At 70.5% G+C, this 18,197-nt stretch carries 16 protein-coding genes; 9 read left to right on the forward strand and 7 right to left on the reverse strand.

Annotated elements, in window-relative coordinates:
• Window positions 1–141: 141 nt before the first annotated feature.
• Window positions 142–1,710: a M1 family metallopeptidase gene (locus OG496_RS47570; RefSeq protein WP_405976845.1), complete on the forward strand. Its 1,569-nt coding sequence runs from the start codon at window positions 142–144 to the stop codon at window positions 1,708–1,710.
• An 18-nt stretch (window positions 1,711–1,728) separates the two neighbouring features.
• Here OG496_RS47570 and OG496_RS47575 read toward each other — a convergent pair whose 3' ends face one another.
• From OG496_RS47575 to OG496_RS47585, 3 genes are all read right to left on the reverse strand, one after another.
• On the reverse strand, window positions 1,729–2,856 hold the full coding sequence (locus OG496_RS47575) for a mechanosensitive ion channel family protein (protein ID WP_405975326.1): 1,128 nt from the start codon (window positions 2,854–2,856) through the stop codon (window positions 1,729–1,731).
• A gap of 209 nt (window positions 2,857–3,065) precedes the next feature.
• Window positions 3,066–4,586: an amino acid permease gene (locus OG496_RS47580; protein ID WP_405975327.1), complete on the reverse strand. Its 1,521-nt coding sequence runs from the start codon at window positions 4,584–4,586 to the stop codon at window positions 3,066–3,068.
• A 34-nt stretch (window positions 4,587–4,620) separates the two neighbouring features.
• Window positions 4,621–5,619 carry a hypothetical protein gene (locus OG496_RS47585; protein WP_405975328.1) on the reverse strand — a complete coding sequence of 333 codons (999 nt, stop codon included), beginning with the start codon at window positions 5,617–5,619 and terminating at the stop codon, window positions 4,621–4,623.
• 253 nt (window positions 5,620–5,872) lie between these two features.
• Between OG496_RS47585 and OG496_RS47590 the strand changes: the two genes are divergently transcribed.
• The 8 genes from OG496_RS47590 to OG496_RS47625 all read left to right on the forward strand — a co-directional run bounded on the left by OG496_RS47590 (window position 5,873) and on the right by OG496_RS47625 (window position 15,568).
• Entirely contained in the window at window positions 5,873–7,312 is a 1,440-nt protein-coding gene (locus OG496_RS47590; protein WP_405975329.1) for an FGGY family carbohydrate kinase, read from the forward strand.
• A complete protein-coding gene (locus OG496_RS47595) occupies window positions 7,309–8,712 on the forward strand; it encodes an FAD-dependent oxidoreductase (RefSeq protein WP_405975330.1) in 1,404 nt (467 codons plus the stop codon). The genes OG496_RS47590 and OG496_RS47595 overlap by 4 nt, the downstream gene beginning before the upstream one ends.
• A 28-nt stretch (window positions 8,713–8,740) precedes the next feature.
• Window positions 8,741–9,970, forward strand: a complete 1,230-nt coding sequence (locus OG496_RS47600) for an NAD(P)/FAD-dependent oxidoreductase (protein ID WP_405975331.1) — start codon at window positions 8,741–8,743, stop codon at window positions 9,968–9,970.
• Window positions 9,971–10,061: 91 nt separating this feature from the next.
• Window positions 10,062–11,231, forward strand: a complete 1,170-nt coding sequence (locus tag OG496_RS47605; protein ID WP_405975332.1) for a low temperature requirement protein A — start codon at window positions 10,062–10,064, stop codon at window positions 11,229–11,231.
• Window positions 11,232–11,352: 121 nt separating this feature from the next.
• Entirely contained in the window at window positions 11,353–12,552 is a 1,200-nt protein-coding gene (locus tag OG496_RS47610; protein ID WP_405975333.1) for an MFS transporter, read from the forward strand.
• Between the two features lie 13 nt (window positions 12,553–12,565).
• A complete protein-coding gene (locus OG496_RS47615) occupies window positions 12,566–12,940 on the forward strand; it encodes an ester cyclase (protein WP_019060084.1) in 375 nt (124 codons plus the stop codon).
• A gap of 248 nt (window positions 12,941–13,188) precedes the next feature.
• Window positions 13,189–14,664, forward strand: a complete 1,476-nt coding sequence (locus tag OG496_RS47620; protein ID WP_405975334.1) for an FAD-binding oxidoreductase — start codon at window positions 13,189–13,191, stop codon at window positions 14,662–14,664.
• Window positions 14,665–14,708: 44 nt separating this feature from the next.
• A protein-coding gene (locus tag OG496_RS47625; protein ID WP_405976846.1) for an IS5 family transposase occupies window positions 14,709–15,568 on the forward strand; the annotation gives its coding sequence in 2 pieces (ribosomal slippage) (window positions 14,709–15,057 and window positions 15,057–15,568; 861 coding nt in all).
• A gap of 81 nt (window positions 15,569–15,649) precedes the next feature.
• On the opposite strand, the gene OG496_RS47630 is transcribed toward OG496_RS47625, so the two are convergent.
• The 4 genes from OG496_RS47630 to OG496_RS47645 are packed head-to-tail and all read right to left on the reverse strand — an operon-like array spanning window position 15,650 to window position 18,188.
• Window positions 15,650–16,483, reverse strand: coding sequence for an SDR family NAD(P)-dependent oxidoreductase (locus OG496_RS47630; protein ID WP_405975335.1), 834 nt, complete (start codon window positions 16,481–16,483; stop codon window positions 15,650–15,652).
• Between the two features lie 17 nt (window positions 16,484–16,500).
• The gene (locus OG496_RS47635) at window positions 16,501–16,950 is read right to left on the reverse strand and encodes a VOC family protein (protein WP_405975336.1); all 450 of its coding nucleotides are present in this window, start codon (window positions 16,948–16,950) and stop codon (window positions 16,501–16,503) included.
• A 5-nt stretch (window positions 16,951–16,955) separates the two neighbouring features.
• Window positions 16,956–17,327, reverse strand: a complete 372-nt coding sequence (locus OG496_RS47640; protein ID WP_365612622.1) for a nuclear transport factor 2 family protein — start codon at window positions 17,325–17,327, stop codon at window positions 16,956–16,958.
• A 42-nt stretch (window positions 17,328–17,369) separates the two neighbouring features.
• A complete protein-coding gene (locus OG496_RS47645; protein ID WP_405975337.1) occupies window positions 17,370–18,188 on the reverse strand; it encodes an ester cyclase in 819 nt (272 codons plus the stop codon).
• Window positions 18,189–18,197: the final 9 nt, after the last annotated feature.

The raw sequence follows: 18,197 nt of genomic DNA on the forward strand, positions 1-18,197 counted from the left end.
GCGGTCCGTCCGCACCGCGCGAGCACGCGTGCGTGGATCAAGGGCAACCGACGGCGTGGTCCGGCAGTCAGTAAGGGATGGATCGCCATGACTGACCGACGGCCGGAGCTGACCACCCGGCCGCCCGAGCGAAAGCGGATCATGAGATATCGCAGCAGATTGACGGCCCCGGTGGCCGCCCTGATCGGTACGGCCACGGCACTGACCGTGGGTTCCCCGGCCTTCGCGGCCGGACGGGGGAACGGGGACGAGACGACCGGGGGGTACGGCGACGAGGGCGCCGAGACCCTTGGTGACCCGGTGTTCCCGGGCCTCGGCAACGACGGCTACCGCGTCCTGTCCTACGACCTCGACCTCGCCTACGACCCGACGACCAAGCTCGTCGACGGCACGGCGACGATAGAACTCCGCACGACCGAAGCCCTGACCCGATTCTCCCTGGACGCCCTCGGCCTCGACATCCGCACGGTCCGGGTCCAGGGCCGTAGAGCCGATGTCGAGCAGGCCGGCGAGAAGCTGCGGATCACGCCCGCCAGGACGCTTCCGGAGAGGTCCCGGGTCACCGTGTGCGTGGATTACTCCGTCGACCCGGGCCGCGCCGCCGCGCCCACCGGCGGCTGGGTCGTCACCCCCGACGGTTTCGCGGTGTGCGGCCAGCCGAACCTGGCGCACACCGTCTTCCCCTGCAACGACCACCCCAGCGACAAGGCCGACTTCACGTTCCGGATCACCGTCCCGGACGGGCTGCGCGGGGTCGCGAACGGCCAACTGGTGTGCACCGAGCGGCTGGACGGCGACCGGACCGCGTTCAGCTACCGCTCGCGCTCGCCGATGGCGACCGAGCTGGTGCAGATCACCGTCGGCGACTACGTGATCAAGGAACGGCGCGGCCCGCACGGACTGGCGCTGCGGGACGTCGTGCCGACCGCGCGCGCCGCCGCCCTCGAACCGGCGCTCGCGCTGACCCCCGGCCTCGTCGACTGGCTCGAACAGCGCCTGGGGGCCTACCCGTTCGAGACGTACGGACTGCTGCCCTGCAACTCGGACGCCCCGAACGCCTTTGATTTCACGGGACTTGAGACCCAGACCCTCACCTTGTACAAGCCGAACTTCCTGCTCCAGGCGGAGAGCAAGATCGGCTCGCACATGATGCACGAGCTGGTCCACTCCTGGTTCGGCAACAGCGTCAGCCCCGCCACCTGGGCCGACCTGTGGCTGAACGAGGGCCACGCCGACTTCTACGGACTGCTCTACCGCTACGAGCGCGGCTGGCCCGACTCCCTCGGCCTCACCACGATGGACGCCCGCATGAAGGACACCTACGCGCGCGGCGACCAGTGGCGCCACGACTCGGGCCCGGTCGCCGCCCCCAACGCGGTCAACCTCTTCGACGACCAGCGCTACCTGGGCGGCGTCCTGGTCCTGTACGCCCTGCGGGAGTTCATCGGCGAGGACACCTTCCACGCCGTCGAACGCGCCTTCCTCGCCCGGTACCGCGACTCCTTGGCGACGACCGAGGACTACATCGCCGTCGCCTCGAAGGTCTCCCGCCAGGACCTGTCCGGCTTCCTGCGGGACTGGCTCTACGGTACGGCGACGCCGCGCATGCCCGGTCATCCGGACTGGACGGTCACGCCGGTGAACCCGTCCCTCACCGTTCCGCACAGCCGGACCGGCGGGCACTTCCACGACAACTCCGCGACGCTCTGAGGGAGTTGACCGGTCAGGTCAGTCGAGCCGGGTGGAGGGGACTTCGCCCGGCTCGTCCTCCGGGACGCGCTGTTGCGGTATGGCGATCGCCCCCTGCTGGAGCGCTTCCTGCGGGACCGGCCCCTGCTGGAGCGCCACCGTACGGGTCGGTGCCGGGATGCGGATGCCCTCGGCGCGGTACCGCTTGTGCAGGCGCTTGATGAACTCGTGCTTGATGCGGAACTGGTCGCTGAACTCCCCGACCCCCAGGATCACCGTGAAGCCGATCCGGGAGTCGCCGAACGTGTGGAAGCGGATGGCCGGTTCGTGCTCCGGGAGCGCGCCGGTGATGTCGGTCATGACCTCGGCGATGACCTCCATGGTCACCTCCTCGACATGCTCCAGGTCGCTGTCGTAGCCGACGCCCACCTGGACCAGGATCGTCAACTCCTGCTCGGGACGCATGAAGTTGGTCATGTTCGTCTTGGCGAGCTGGCCGTTCGGTATCACGACGAGGTTGTTGGAGAGCGCCCGTACGGTCGTCTGACGCCAGTTGATGTCCTCGACGTACCCCTCCTCGCCGCTGCTCAGCCTGATGTAGTCGCCGGGCTGCACGGTCTTCGAGGCGAGGATGTGGATGCCCGCGAACAGGTTGGCGAGGGTGTCCTGAAGAGCGAGCGCCACGGCGAGACCGCCGACGCCCAGGGCGGTCAGCATCGGTGCTATCGAGATGCCCAGCGTCTGCAGCATCACCAGGAAGCCGATTGCCAGGACCAGTATCCGGGTGATGTTGACGAAGATCGTGGCCGAACCGGCCACCCCGGAGCGGGAGTTGGTGACCGCCCGGACCAGTCCCGCTATCACCCGGGCCGCCGACACCGTCACGGCCAGGATGATCAGCACCTTCAGGGTCTGGTTGACCTGGTGCTGGACCGTGTGCGTCAGCGGCAGCACCGCCCCGGCGACCGCCGCGCTGCCGATGACCGCCGACCACGGCAGGACGCTGCGCAGCGCGTCGACCATCACGTCGTCGCCGCTCCAGCGGGTGCGGTCGGCGTGCTTGCCGAGCCAGCGCAGCAGTATCCGCAGCAGGAACGCCGCCAGCAGGCCCGAGGCCAGCGCTATTCCGGCGAGCATGAAGTCGTCCAGGGTGGGCGTGCGGTTCACCGGTCGCCTCCGGGGAGAGAAACGGAGGCGAAGGGCGCCGCCGACGGCCGGATGTGAAGAGTCGTCACGTTGTCCACCTGCTCGATATCGCGGGCATTGCCGGAACTGCCGTCGCGCCGGCCGGAACGGTTCTCCGACCGGCGCGACCGCTCATCCTGCCGTATCCGGACGGGGAGTTCGTACCTCGTCCGGGGCTGTGAGCACGGCTTTCAGACGATTCCCTCGGCCAGTTCGGCCTGGTCGCGATCGGAGCCGTAGGCCGCGGTGGTCGGGGTGCCGTAGGAACGGCGGGCGACGTACCACCACACACTGGCCAGGATCAGGACGACGGCGAGGGCGATCGACGCGTAGTTCATCGAGTCGACCGTCAGCGGCGAGGACTGCGGCAGGCAGAACAGGACGGTGACGCAGGCCACCCAGATCACCGCGACCCAGCCGACCGGCCTGCTCCACCGGCCCAGGCTCCACGGACCCGGCTGAAAACGGTCGCCCGCGCGCAGGCGCAGGAACACGGGGATGGCGTACGCGGGTGTGATGCCGATGACGTTGATCGCGGTGACCGCGCCGTACGCCGTCGTCGAGTACAGGGACGGCAGCGCGAGCACTCCGGCGGCCACCACCGCCAGCCATACGGCGGCCACCGGGGTCTGCGTGCGGCCACTGACCCGGCGCCACAGGGCCGAGCCGGGCAGCGCCTTGTCCCGGCTGAACGCGAAGACCATGCGGCTGGCGGCGGCGACCTCGGCGTTGCCGCAGAACAGCTGAGCCACGATCACCACGAGGAGCAGGGCGCTCGCGCCGTCCGTGCCGAGGCCGTCGAGGAGGATCTGCGCGGGCGGCACCCCGGTGCCGCTGTTCTGGGTGCCCGCGTAGTCCTGGATCGCGAAGGTGAGGCCCGCGAGCAGCGCGAAGCCCGCTATCCAGGAGACCCAGATCGAGCGGACGATGCCGCGTGCCGCCGACACCGACGCGTTCGACGTCTCCTCGGACAGGTGCGCCGAGGCGTCGTAGCCGGAGAAGGTGTACTGAGCGAGGAGCAGGCCAATTGCCGCCACGTACACGGGGTTTGACCAGCCGGTGTCGTTCACGAACTTCGTGAACACGAAGGACGCCGACTGGTGGTGGTCCGGGACGACCGCGAGCGCGCCGACGATGGCCGCGACTCCGGCCAGGTGCCACCACACGCTGATCGAGTTGAGGACGCTGACCAGCCGGACGCCGAACAGGTTGAGTAACGCGTGCAGCAGCAGAATGCCGAGGAAGATCAGCATCGTCCTGCCGGGCGTAGGCTCGAAGCCCCACTGGATGCTGGCGAAGGCGCCGGTGAACAGGGCCGCGCCGTAGTCGATGCCGGCGATCGCGCCCAGCAGACCGAGCAGATTCAGCCAGCCCGTGTACCAGCCCCAGCGCCGGCCGCCGAGCCGGTCGGCCATGTAGTACAGGGCGCCGGACGTCGGATACGCGCTGGTGACCTCGGCCAGCGAGAGCCCCACGCAGAGCACGAACAGGCCCACGCCCGCCCAGCCCCACAGCATCACGGCGGGTCCGCCCGCGCCCATGCCGAAGCCGTACAGGGTCATGCAGCCGGACAGGATCGAGATCACCGAGAAGCTGATCGCGAAGTTGCCGAAACCGCCCATGCGGCGGGCGAGCACCGGCCGGTAGCCGAGTTCGCGCAGGCGCTGTTCCTCGTCGTGCTGCGGGTCATCATGGGGATCGAGGGTCGACAAGGCGGAGCCTCCAGGGGTAGGGGGAGCGGGGGTCTCAGGGGCGCCCACCGGGATCGCGGGCGGCCCGGCAGCGGGCGCGGGCCTGCACGAACACGTCCGCCGCCTGCGCCGGATCGCCCGGCTGCGGGGTGCGGTAGGCCCACGGCACGCCGGTGTAGTACGGGCCGAGCGCGTCGAACACCCGGGCCGCGTCCGGGAATTGGAGCGCGCCCCACAGCGCGTGCGCGAGATGGTTCAGGTCCAGCAGAGAGCGCTCGGCCATGTGCGTGTGCTCAAACCAGAGGTGCAGGGCCCGGCCCGCCTCACGGCCGGCGTCCTCCGCCACCCAGTGCAGATCCAGTGCGGCATCGTGCCCGCCGCCGCGCCGGTACCGCTCGACCCGCACGTACAACGGCAGGACGTGCAGCGCGGAACCCCGCGGCGCCGACTCCGCCGCCCACTGCGCGTAGCCGACCGCCTCCGCCAGCCGCCCCGTGGACCCACGCGCGTAGAGGAACTGCAGCATCCGGTGGTGGGCCTCGCGGTTGAACGGGTCACGCCGGTCGGCCTCGGCCAGCAGCCCCCACGGGCCCGTCGGCAGCATCGGCCCCGGGGGCTCGGCCCGGTGCTCTTCCCAGCGCTGGTCCCGGTCGATCTGGGCGAGCGCCAGCAGACACACCCACGGCACCGGATCGTGGGGCGCGATCTGCGTGGCGCTGTCGCTCGCGTCCCAGGCCTCGACCCACAGTTCGTGCGTACGGCGGTGCTTCTCCCGGTGCGCCCGCAGCGCGCGCTCCACGGCGACCCGGCCGCGCATCACCGCGGCCGGCACGCTGTCCGGTTCCTCCGTGAGCCAGGCCCGCACCACGTCGGTACCGGCCGCCGCGGCAGCGAGAACCTGGGTGCGCTGCGTCCACTGCCACCACTGAGTGGTGTCGGCGAGCACACCGCGCATCGCCATCCAGCGCCCGGTCCGCAGATCCTGCAGCGCCGCGCGCAGCGCCGCGTCATGACCGGCGGGATCGTAGGCGGGACGCGCCCCTTCCCGCGCCATCAGCCGCCCGCCGTACGACGGTTCAAGGGCATGACGGCAGGGTGGAGTAACAACAGCCCTCCTCCGGGCGGCGATCGAGGAGATCGCCTTGATCCGCGGTCACTATAGAGGCGCGCGTTCCGCTTCGCGGCAGGTTTCGCGGTCGTCCCCAACTCGTCAGATATATCTGGGAGTTGACTACAAATCAGCAATGCTTGACGCGGTGTGCGGACCGGCGGCAGGCTGTCGCGCAGTGATCTACGAGAGGGGTGGTATGACGGGTCCGGTACTCGCCGTCGACCAGGGAACATCCGGCACGAAGGCCCTGGTGATCTGTCCCGAACGCGGCGTGATCGGCACCGGGTTCGTCTCGGTGGGGACCCGCCGGCTGCCGGGCGGCCTGGTCGAGGCCGACCCCGAGGAACTGTACGACTCGGTCATCGTCGCCGGGCGCCGAGCGCTCGCCGAGGCCGACGAACCCGTGACGGCACTGGGCCTCGCCAACCAGGGCGAGACCGTCCTCGCCTGGGACCCCGACACCGGCATGCCGCTCACCGACGCGCTCGTCTGGCAGGACCGCCGCGCCGAGAGCGTCTGCGCCGAACTCGCCGAGCACGCCGACGAGTTGCGCCAGCTGACAGGCCTGCCGCTCGACCCGTACTTCGCCGCGCCCAAGATGGCCTGGATCCGCCGTCACCTCACCCGCGAGGGCATGGTCACCACCACCGACTCCTGGCTGATCCACCGCCTCACCGGCACCCACGTCACCGACGCGGCGACCGCGGGCCGCACCCAGCTCCTCGACCTCGACAAGGCCGCCTGGTCGCCTCGCACCCTCGACCTGTACGGCCTGTCCGGGGAACGCCTCCCGGGTGTCGTCGACTGCGCCGAACTCATCGGTACGACCACGGCGTTCGGCGCGGAGATACCCCTCACCGGCCTCGTCGTGGACCAGCAGGCGGCCCTGCTCGCCCAGCGCATCACCGCGCCCGGCGGCGCCAAGTGCACCTACGGCACAGGGGCGTTCCTCCTCGCGCACACCGGCGACACACCCCGGCGCGGCGACTCGGGACTGGTGAGCTGCGTGGCATGGCGGCTCGGCGGGCGGACCAGTTACTGCCTCGACGGTCAGGTCTACACGGCCGCATCCGCTGTGCGCTGGCTCGCCGACCTCGGCGTCATCACCGGCGCAGCGGACCTGGACCGCGTGGGCGGCGCCGTGTCCGACAGCGGAGGCGTCACCTTCGTACCGGCCCTCGCCGGGCTCGCCGCCCCCTGGTGGCGCGGCGACGTACGCGGCTCGCTCACCGGCCTCGGCCTCGACACCACCTCCGGACACCTGGTGCGCGCCCTGTGCGAGGGCCTCGCCGCGCAGGTCGTCGAACTCGCCGAAGCCGCCGCGACCGACCTCGGTACACCCCTCGATGTCCTGCGCGTCGACGGCGGCCTGACCCGCTCGGCGTTGCTCATGCAGACCCAGGCCGACCTCCTCCAACGCCCCGTCGAGGTGTCCGCGCTGCCCGACGCGACCGCCCTCGGCGTGGGCGCACTGGCCCAACTCGGCGCCGATCCCGGCCTGACGCTCGCCGACGCCCTGCCCGACTGGAAACCCGCCGCCGTCTACGAACCGCGCATCACCCCCGATTGCGCGGCCGAACGCCTCGCCGCCTTCCGCACCGAAGTGACGGCACTGCTCGACCGGACCCCTGTATGACGGTCACCGCCAACGGACCGCTGCCGTCGGTGAGTTACGACGTGGCGGTGGTCGGCGCGGGCGTGGTCGGCTGCGCGATCGCCCGCGAGTTGGCCCGCCACCCGCGCCTGCGCGTGGCCCTGGTCGAGGCCCAGGACGACGTGGGCCAGGGCACCTCGAAGGCGAACACCGCGATCCTGCACACCGGCTTCGACGCGGTACCGGGCTCCCTCGAAGCGCGCCTTGTCCGCGAGGGCGCACGCCAACTCGCCGTGTACGCCGCCGAGTCGGGCATCGCCGTCGAACCGGTGGGCGCGCTGCTCGTGGCATGGGACGAGGAACAGCTCGCCGCGCTACCGCACTTGGCGGAGAAGGCCGCCCGCAACGAATACGCCGACACCCGCCTGATCGCCCCCTCCGAACTCTACGAACGCGAACCGCACCTCGGCCCGGGAGCGCTCGGCGCCCTGCACGTCCCCGGCGAGAGCATCATCTGCCCCTGGACGACGACACTGGCGTACGCGACACAGGCGGTCCGGCACGGGGTCGACCTGCACCTGAACTCGCCCGTGAACGACATCAGTTGGCGAGAGGGAGCCCACCTCCTCACCACCACCCGGGGCACCCTCCGCGCCCGTCACCTCGTCAACGCGGCCGGACTGCACGCCGACACCCTCGACCGCCACCTGGGGCACCACGACTTCACAGTCACCCCGCGCCGGGGCCAACTCATCGTCTTCGACAGACTCGCCCGCGACCTGGTCCACCACATCCTCCTGCCCGTCCCCACGGCCCTCGGCAAGGGAGTCCTCGTCACCCCGACCGTCTACGGCAACCTGCTCCTCGGCCCCACCGCCGAGGACCTGCACGACAAGCGGGCGACCGGCTCCACGGCCGAAGGACTCGCCCTGCTGCGGGAGAAGGGCGCACGCATCCTCCCCGCGCTGCTCGACGAGGAGATCACCGCCGTCTACGCCGGTCTGCGCGCCGCCACCGAGCAGGACGACTACCGCATCACCGCCCACCCCGAGCAGGCCTACATCACGGTCGGCGGCATCCGCTCCACCGGTCTGACGGCGTCCATGGCCATCGCCGCGCACGTCACCGCGCTGCTGGCCGACACGGGGCTGGACCTCGGCCCGGCGCGGGACCTGGACCCGGTCCGCATGCCGAACCTCGGCGAGGCGCACCCGCGCCCGCACCAGAACGCCCAACTCGTCGCCACCGACCCGGAGTACGGCACCCTCGTCTGCCACTGCGAACGCGTCTCACGCGGCGAGATCCGGGACGCGCTCGCGAGTACGGTGCCGCCGCGCAACCTCGACGGACTGCGACGGCGTACGCGGGCACGGGCGGGGCGTTGCCAGGGTTTCTACTGCGGGGCGGCCGTGCGGGAGCTGTTCGAAGGGGCCGGGGCATGAGCCGTCCGACGCGCGAAGGTACCCGGCCATGACCCGCCCGGAACGCGAAGTCGATGTCCTCGTCGTCGGCGCCGGCCCCGCAGGACTCGCCGCCGCCGCGCGCCTCGCCGCCGCCGGAGTCGCCCGTGTCGAAGTCCTGGACCGGGAACAGCGCGCCGGGGGAGTGCCCCGGCACTGCCATCACGGCGGCTTCGGCACCTGGACGCATCCGCTCACCGGACCCGCGTACGCCCGCCTCGTCCTCACCGCCGCCGTACGTGCCGGTGCCGTCGTCCGTGCCGGGATCACGGCTCTCGACTGGGCGGGGCCGTCGGCCCTGAACACCGTTGGCCCGCAAGGCCCGGAGACCATCCACGCGACAGCCGTCGTTCTCGCCACCGGTGCCCGCGAACGGCCCCGCGCGGCCAGGCTGGTGCCGGGGACGCGTCCCAACGGGGTGTACACCACTGGGGAGTTGCAGCAGGCGGTGCATCTCCACGGGCAGCGGATCGGTACCCGGGTCGTCGTGGTCGGCGCTGAGGACGTTTCCTATGCCGCCGCCGACACCGTGCGGGCTGCTGGAGCCCAAGTCGTCGCCATGGTCACCGAATTGCCCATCTCCCAGACGACAGCCACCCGCACCCACAGCGCCCGCCTCCGTCACCGCATCCCCCTCCTCACCGACACCACGGTCACCGAACTCCTCGGCCACGGACGGCTGTCCGGCGTCCGCGTCCGGCACCGGGACGGTCGTAGCGTCCAACTGGCCTGTGACACCGTCGTGTTCACCGGTGACTTCGTGCCCGACCATGAACTCGCCCGGCGGGGGCGCCTGGATCTGGACCCCGGCACCCGGGGCCCCGCCGTCGACGGAGCCCTGCACACCTCCCGGCCCGGTGTGTTCGCGGCCGGTAGTCTCCTGCACCCCGTCGAGAGCGCGGCCACCGCCACCCGCGAGGGGGTCCGGGTCGCCGCCGCGGTTCTGGAGAGCCTCGCCGGTGCCGAATGGCCTTGCCACACCGTGCCGTTGCTCGTCGAGCCGCCCCTGCGCTGGATCGCCCCCCATCGTGTCGCCCCGGGTGACGGGCATCCGTATGTCCTGCGGACCTCGGCCCTGTTGAAGCGGCCGGTGCTGCAAGTCGTCCAGGACGGGCGGCTGTTGCATCAGGAGTGGTTGCGGGCGGCCGTACCGAATCGCACGCTGACCCTGGCGGCGGGGTGGACCCGGCTCGTCGACGTGCGCGGGGGGCCGGTGCGGGTGGTGCTCGGCGGGCGCTGAAGTTCGTACAGCTGGTCGCTCAACTTGCCGTAATAGGGGCCCACTTCGCGCATTCCGTGCTCGCCGCGCCCGCCCGTGTCCCGATACGACGATGACCGACGCAACCGCGACAACGACCGTCCCGGCCGTTCAGGTGCGTGACCGGGCCACCTGGGCGGAGCTCTTCTTCGATCTGGTCCTCGCGTTCGGCGTGGGCCAGGTCGCGCACCTGCTCGCCGGGCACCCCACCTGGCCCGTGCTGGGACAGTGTCTGCTCGTGCTCGTCCCGTTGTGGTGGGCCTGGGTGGACGTCGTCATGGCGATGAACGCCGTGCACGAGACCAGTCTGCAGCGGGTGTTCCTGATGCTGACCGCACTCGCCGTGTACGGCATGGCAGTTGCCGCACCTCAGGCCCTGAACGACCGGGAACAGGCCCTGCTGTACGCGGGCAGCTACCTCGCCCTGCGCCTGCTCATCGGCGAGGCCATCCGCAGGGAGTGCGCCCTCTACACCATCCACCCCTACCGGGCCGGACTCGCCTTCGCCCTGGTGCTGTTCGGCGCCGCCACCCTCCCCGCCCCCTGGCGCGAGGTGTGCTGGGCGGTCGCCGTGGTCGCCGAGCTGGCGGCGCCCGTGCTGCTCAGCGGCCATCTGCGGCGGCTGGCCTTCGGGGTCAACCATCTCCCGGAAAGGTTCGGGCTGTTCATCATCATCGCCCTCGGCGAGAACATCTTCTCCGTGGGCGCCGGAGTCGCCAAAGGACCGCTGGACCCGGTCAGTCTGACCGCGCTCGTCCTCGCCTTCCTCATCGGCTGCGCCCTGTGGTGGCTCTACTTCCACCTCGTCGCCTCGGCCGTCGCCCACGCCCTGCGCACCCACCCCACCCCCGCGATCGTCGTACGGGACGTCCTCAGTTACGGCCATCTCGTCCTGGTCGCCGGGCTGTTGCTGGTCTCCGTCGGCGCCGTGCGGACCGTCCACGACCCGCTGCGGATCCCGCACTCCGGTGCCGCGGGACTGCTGCCCGTCGGCGCGGCCCTGATCCTGCTCACGTTCTGTTACACGCGCCGCCGGATGTTCGGCGCCGCGTCCGCCACCCGTTTCTACTGCGGCCTCGTGCTGCTGGCCGCCGCCGCCGTGGCACCGCTCGTGCCGGCCCTCGCCGTGCTCGCGTTCACCGCCGTGCAGCTCCTGCTGGTCAACGTCGTGGAGCACTGGCTGATCAGCTCCGGCCGCAGCGTGCCGCTGGTGCTGCGCTCACGCGCTTTCGGCACGACCTGACGTAGTGCGGGGACGGACCTCGGGCAGTGCCGGGGCCCGTCTCGCGGCGCGCGCGAGGGTCCGCGGGCCGCTCCTACGGTCACCGTATGCACCTTTCCCGTTCGGAAGAGGAGGTGGCGTGATGCCGTCCCGCACCAGCGCCTTACCGGCCTTGCTGTCGCTGTCACTCGGCTACTTCAGCCTGGGGACGATCTCGCTGGCGGTCGTCGGCCTGAACGGTCCGATCGGGGACGACCTGCACGTCCAGCCCGCCTCGGTGGGCATCCTCGTCACCGTCTTCGCGCTGACCTTCGCGGTCTGCGCGCCCACGGCCCCCATCCTGCTGCGCCGTTGGGACCGCAAGCGGGTCCTCCTCGTCGGCATCGGGCTGCTCACCGTGGGCGCCGCGCTCGGAGCCGTAGCGCCCAACTACGGCTTCCTGACGGTCACTCGGGTCCTCGGCGCGATGGGTGCCGCCGTCTTCGGCCCCGGCGCCTCGGCGGCCGGTGCGCTCATCGTCCCGCCGGAGCGCCGACAGCGGGCACTGGCCACCGTCTTCGGCGGGATGACGGCCGCCGCCGTGCTCGGTGTACCGCTGGCCTCGTTCCTCGGCGGCAGCCTCGGCTGGCGTCCGGCGCTGCTCGGCGTGGCCGCGCTCTCCGCGATCTCCTTCGTGACGGTGTTCGTGTTCGTCCCCGAGATCCCGGCCGGCGAACCGCCCACCGTGCAGGCCTACCGGGGCGCGCTGCGCACCCCAGCCACCGTGGCGACGGTCTCGACGACCCTGCTGTTCATGGCCGCCCAGTTCACCGTCTACGGCATCGCGGGCGCCTACCTGAAGGACCGCTTCGACGCGTCGTCCGGACTGATCTCGGTGACCCTGCTCGCCTTCGGCGTGATCGGTGTCGCGGGCAACGCGTCCGCGCCGAGGATCGCCGAACGGCTGGGCGGCGAACGGACGGTGGGCCTCGCCGTCATCGGACTCGCCCTGGGCTTCGCCCTGTTGCTGGTCGCCCCGCACTCCACTTCAGGGCTCGTGTTCTTCGCCTTCTGGGCCTTCTTCAGCCAGCTCTACCAGGCGCCGCAACAGGCCCGGCTGGTCGAACTCGTGCCCCTGCAACCGGGGTTGATCCTCGCCCTGAACGCCGCCGCGCTCTACCTCGGGATGAGCCTCGGCAGCTTCATCGGCAGTTCCCTGCTGCCGGGCGTGGGTGCCGGTCCCATCCCGGCCGCCGCCCTGGGCGTCCTCGTCCTCGCCGCGCTGGCCCATCTGCTGTCCGTCCGGCAGGCGTCGGCGGCCAGGGTCGCCGAGCAGTCCGCCACACCTGTACACATCAGTTAGCCAAGGAGAACTCATGAGCAGCCACCAGGTGCACTTCGTGCGCGATTACCTGGAGACCGTCTGGAACCAGGGGCAGACCGACCTGGCCGACAAGTACCTGGCCGCGGACCTCATCCAGCACAACCCGAACCTGCCCGACGGTCGCAAGCCGCTGGTCGAGTTCATCGAGGGCTTCCGCAAGCAGCTCCCCGAGGCACGGTTCGAGATCAAGCGCGCGGCGGGCTCCGGTGACCTGGTCTTCGTGCACACCCACTTCCGCGCCACCTCGACGGACCGGGGCTCGGCCGTCGTGGAGATCTTCCGGCTCGAAAACGACCTGATCGCCGAGCACTGGGACGTCCGCGACGAGATCCCGGAGACCACGGTCAGCGGACACGACGTCGTCTGACGCCGGTCCGCCGGGGCTCACCCCCAACTCCTGCCGCCCAGAAGGCTCCCGGCCTCCTGGGCGGCAGTTTTTTCACGGAAGAAGGAGACAGCAGTGACACGACAGCAACCCGACTCGGCCCCGCCGCCGGCCTCACCCGGCGCGGACTCCTCGGCACCGCGACCGCCGTCGGCATCGGCGCGGCCGTCGCCCCCGGCCGCGCCCTGGCCGCCGACAGCACGGTCACGGACACCACCACCCCCGCCGCGGTGACCGTCGGCGCCTCGGACGCCCGCTATCTCGACCTCACGTCCCGCGGCTACAACGCGAGATTCACCGCCGCCCCCGACTCGATACGGCTCGTCCACACCACCGGCCAGGTGGTGTCCGTGGTCCAGGAGGCGGTCGACGCCGGCAAGCGCATCGGCGTACGCGGCGGCGGGCACTGCCTGGACTCGCTCGTCGACGACCCGGACGTACGGATACTCGTCGACATGTCCGAGATGGACGCGGTCCGCCACGACCCCGCCCGCCGCGCCTTCCTCGTCGAGGGCGGCGCCACCCTCGGCCACGTCTACCGCACCCTGTACCTGGAGTGGGGCGTGTCCCTGCCCGGCGGGACCTGCCCGACCGTCGGGGTCGGCGGACACGTCACCGGCGGTGGCTACGGCGCGATGTGCCGCCAGTACGGCGCCGTCGTCGACCACCTCTACGCCGTCGAGGTCGTCGTGGTCGACGCCTCCGGCACCGCCCGCGCCGTCGTCGCCACCCGTGAGGCCGACGACCCGCACCGCGACCTGTGGTGGGCCCACACGGGCGGCGGCGGAGGCACCTTCGGCATCGTCACCCGCTACTGGTTCCGCGCCCCCGACGCGACCGGTACCGACCCCTCCACCCTGCTGCCCAGACCGCCGAAGACGTTGCTGAAGTCGACGGTCGCCATCAAGTGGAGCGACCTCACGGAGGCGGCCTTCACGACTCTGATCGCGAACCACGGGGCCTGGCACGCCCGCAACAGCGTCGCAGGCTCCTCCTACGACAGCCTCCACAGCGTCCTGATCCTCTACAACCGCATCCAGGGCAGCCTCGTCCTCAACACCCAGATAGACGGCACCCGTTCGGACGCCTCGGCCCTCCTCGACGCCTACGTCGCCGCGGTCACCGGCGGCATCGGAGTGCCGTACACGGACGCCCGCTCCTCCTGGCCCTGGCTGAAGACCACCCTCAAAGACCCTTACGACACGGGCCTTTACAACCGCACGAAGTCCAAGGGCGCCTATCTGCGCCAGGGTTGGTCCGCCGCCCAGGCCAAGACGCTCTACGGCTACCTCTCCGACGCCGCCTACGACGGGCACGCCGGCATCCTGCTCTACTCCTACGGCGGCAAGGTCAACACCGTGTCGCCCACGGCCACCGCGCTGGCCCAGCGGGACTCGGTCCTCAAGGCCAACTTCACGACCTACTGGCCGGATCCGGCACAGGACGACCGGCACGTCGCCTGGATGCGCGCCCTGTACCGCGACCTCTACGCGGACACCGGCGGGGTGCCGGTGCCGGACGACACCAACGACGGTTCCTACATCAACTACCCCGACACCGACCTCACCGACCCGGCCTGGAACACCTCCGGCGTGCCCTGGCAGACCCTGTACTTCAAGGGCAACCTCGCCAAGTTGCGGCAGGTGAAGGCCACTTGGGACCCGGGCAACGTGTTCCACCACAAGCTGTCCGTCACCGCGAACTAGGGTCCGTCTTCAAAGACCATTGAGTGGTGGATCATGGTGGGGTGATACGCCGCCATGAACTCACCGACCTGGAGTGGGAGTTACTTGCTCCGCTCATACCGCGTGCCGCGACGGGACGACCGCGCGTGCCAGACCGGCAGGTCATCAACGGGATGGTCTACAAGATCCGGACCGGGGTCTCCTGGCGTGACCTGCCGGAACGTTACGGGCCGTGGCAGACGGTCTACACCCGCTTTCGCCGCTACGCGTTGGACGGCGTGTTCACCCGGGCCCTCCAGCAGATCCAGGCCGGCGCGGACGCTGTCGGCGACATCGACTGGCTCGTCCAGATCGACTCCACCATCGTCCGCGCCCACCAACACTCGGCCGCCACCGGCCGAAAAGGGGGATCAGCCGGCCGGACGAACCGGACGATCACGCCCTCGGCCGATCCCGAGGCGGACTGACCACCAAAATCCACCTTGCCTGCGACGGTCGCGGCAGGCCCCTGGCCGTCCTGCTGACACCCGGACAACGCCACGACAGCACCTGCGCGGGTCCCCTCCTGGAGCGCATTCGCGTCCCGCGTATGGGACTGGGCCGACCCCGTTGCAGACCCGACCAGGTCGTCGCCGACAAGGCTTACAGCTCTCGTGGTTTCCGCGCCTACCTGCGTAAACGCGGAATTGCATGCACCATCCCGGAAAAGACCGACCAGAAGCGTCACCGCCACAATCGCGGCAGTCGCGGCGGCCGGCCACCCGCTTTCGACCGCCAGCTCTACCGTCGGCGCAACGTCGTCGAGCGCTGCTTCAACCAGCTCAAGGGCTTCCGCGGCATCGCCACCAGATACGACAAGACCGCCACCTCCTACGAGGCAGCGGTCAATCTCGCGTCATTCCTACTCTGGGCAAGATCCGTTTGAAGACGAACCCTAGCACCCGCACACCACGAAGCCCCCGCCTCGCGTGCACGAGGCGGGGGCTCGGTGTTACACAGTGCGGGGTCAGACCAGTTCGGCCGGAAAGCTCACCCCGGTCAGCGACTCGCTCAGGGCGCGCAGCCGGGCGCGGTCGCGCTCGTCGTAGGCCTGGGCGCCCGCGCGGGAGCGCTGGGTGCGGTTGAAGTAGGCGCCCGTGACGTCGTCGAGGGAGGGGTCGGTGATCATGCGCAGGGTGCTGTGCACACCCTCCTCGACCGAGCTCTGCGGGGTGAACAGGTTCACCACCATCTTGGTCGGCATGTACGACGCCGGGTGCAGGGCGTTGGCCGTCACCCCGGTGCCGCGCAGCCGCTCGGCCAGGTCGAAAGTGAGGCTGATCTGGGCGAGCTTCGCCTGGCAGTAGGCCTGCACCCCGTCCCAGTGCCGCTCCAGCATCACGTCACGGAAGTCGATCGGCGCCTGGCCCGCGGAGCTGACGTTCACGATGCGGGCCGGGGCCGAGCGCACCAGCAGCGGCGCGAGCCGGCAGCTGAGCATGTAGGCCGCCAAGTAGTCGACCTGGAAGGTGAGTTCCAGGCCGTCCTGGCTCTCCTGGCGGGCCAGCTCGACCCCGATGCCGGCGTTGTTCACCAGCGCGTCGAGCCGGTCGTGGGTGGAGAGGATCCGGTCGGCGAGCTTGCGGATGTCCTCCAGCGAGGAGAAGTCGGCCAGCTCGTAGCTGAGCCTGTCGTTGCCGGTGGACGCGCGCAGTTCGGACAGCAGCTCCTGACCCTTGGTCGCGCTGCGGCCGTGCAGGATCAACGACGCCCCCTGCGCGGCGAGTTCACGGGCCAGCTCATGGCCCATGCCGTCGGTGGCGCCGGTGAGGAGGATGGTCTGGTCGGGGACGGGCCTCATGGTGGGGGACTCTCCTGTCAGGCGTACGTGGCCAGTTCGTCGGTGGACTGATCGGTGTATCCCTGGCTGACCTCCAGCACGATGCCGTCCGGGTCGGACACCCACACCGTCTTCCAGCCGGGGATGAAGTCGTCGAAGGTCAACGGGCCGAGCAGCGGCTCCAGTTCGCCCCCGGCGGCGGCGAGGAACGCGTCCACGTCGTCGACCTGGAACGCGAGATGGCGTGCCGTGCCGGGGTTGGCCGGGCCGTCCTTCGCCGTGGTGAACAGGGCGTCCGCGTCGGTCGCGAACAGCTCCAGATAGACGGGGCCGTTGCGCAGGAACACCACGCGGACCCCGTCGGCCTCCACCACCCGGGCCCGGGCGAACCCGAAGTGCCGGGTGTAGAAGTCCTCCGTGGCCTTCTGGTCACGGCAGTTGAGGCCGACGTGCGACCAGCGCAGGCCGGCCGGGGCAGCGGTCGTCATCGCCGTCACTTCCCGGTGACCGCGGCGAACGGCACACTGTCGTGGAAGTTCGCGAAGTAGGTGATGAGGCCGCCGGTGACGCGGAAGTAGTTGCACACCTTGGCCTCGACGGTGATGCCGTCGTGGGTGCGGCCGGTGATGTCGGAGACCACCGCGGCCTGCTCGCCGTCGACGACCACGTGCCGGGGGACGTTGGCGAAGGAGGCGTACATCTCCGGGAAGCCCTTCATCATCTCCCGGAGGGTCTCGCGGCCCTCGACATGTCCGGCCAGCTGCTCGTCCATGGTCTGGTCGGCGGCGAACAGGTCGCACCAGGCGTCCCACTCGCCGGAGTTGGCCAGCCGGTAGTACGTGTCGACCACTTCTCGGGTGTCCATGCGCCCGTCCTTTCCTGTGGCTGTTCTGGGGTGCGGGAACGATCAGGGGAGCGGGACGCCGACCTGGCGCATCAGGCCCGCGGTGTCGGCCTGCACCCAGCGCTCGACGACCTTGCCGTCCTCAAGGCGGTAGACCTCCAGGCTGGTCCAGGAGACCTCCTTGCCGGTCGGCTCCTGGCCGAAGAACGGCGCGATGTGCTTGCCGTGGAACGTGATGTGCATGATCACCTTGTCGGGCGAGGCCGGGTAGAGCGCGTCGAGGCCCACGGAGAAGTCGAGCCCGTCGTACGCGCCCTGGATGATCCCCTTCAGCTCTTCCAGGCTCTCGCAGCTCCACGCCGGGTTGTTGTCGTGGAACGTCGGCCCGAACAGGTCGTCGAGGTCGTCCAGGCGGCGCTGGTTGACGGCGTCGCTGACCTGCTGGACGACGGCCAGGTTCAGGGCGTCCGAGGAGATCTGCTCGCGCAGGCCGAGCATGTCGTCCTGCGCCCAGCGCTCCACGAACAGGCCGTCCTGGACCCGCCAGATCTCGGTGGTGGACCACTCCACCTTGCGGCCCGTGGCCGGGAGGCCGAGCAGCGGCGCGAGATGCGTGCCGGTCAGCTTGACCCGGGTCAGGACCCGGTCCTCGTCGAGCGCCGACAGCTCGTCCAACTCGCCTTTCAGATCAAGGGAGGTGTACGCCCCGCGCAGCGCCTCCAGGTAGGAGTCGATGCCGGTGATGTCGAACCCGGGGTGGTGGTCGGTGAACCCGGCGGCGATGACCCGGGGGATCTCCGCCAGGTCACCGGAGTTGAACGCGTCGAGGAAGCGCCGGTACAGCGCCAGGTTCTCCTGCTGGGTCTGGTCAAGGTCGGACATGCTGCATCC

It is taken from the genome of Streptomyces sp. NBC_00988, from assembly GCF_045162645.1.
In the GTDB taxonomy this organism is placed as follows: domain Bacteria; phylum Actinomycetota; class Actinomycetes; order Streptomycetales; family Streptomycetaceae; genus Streptomyces.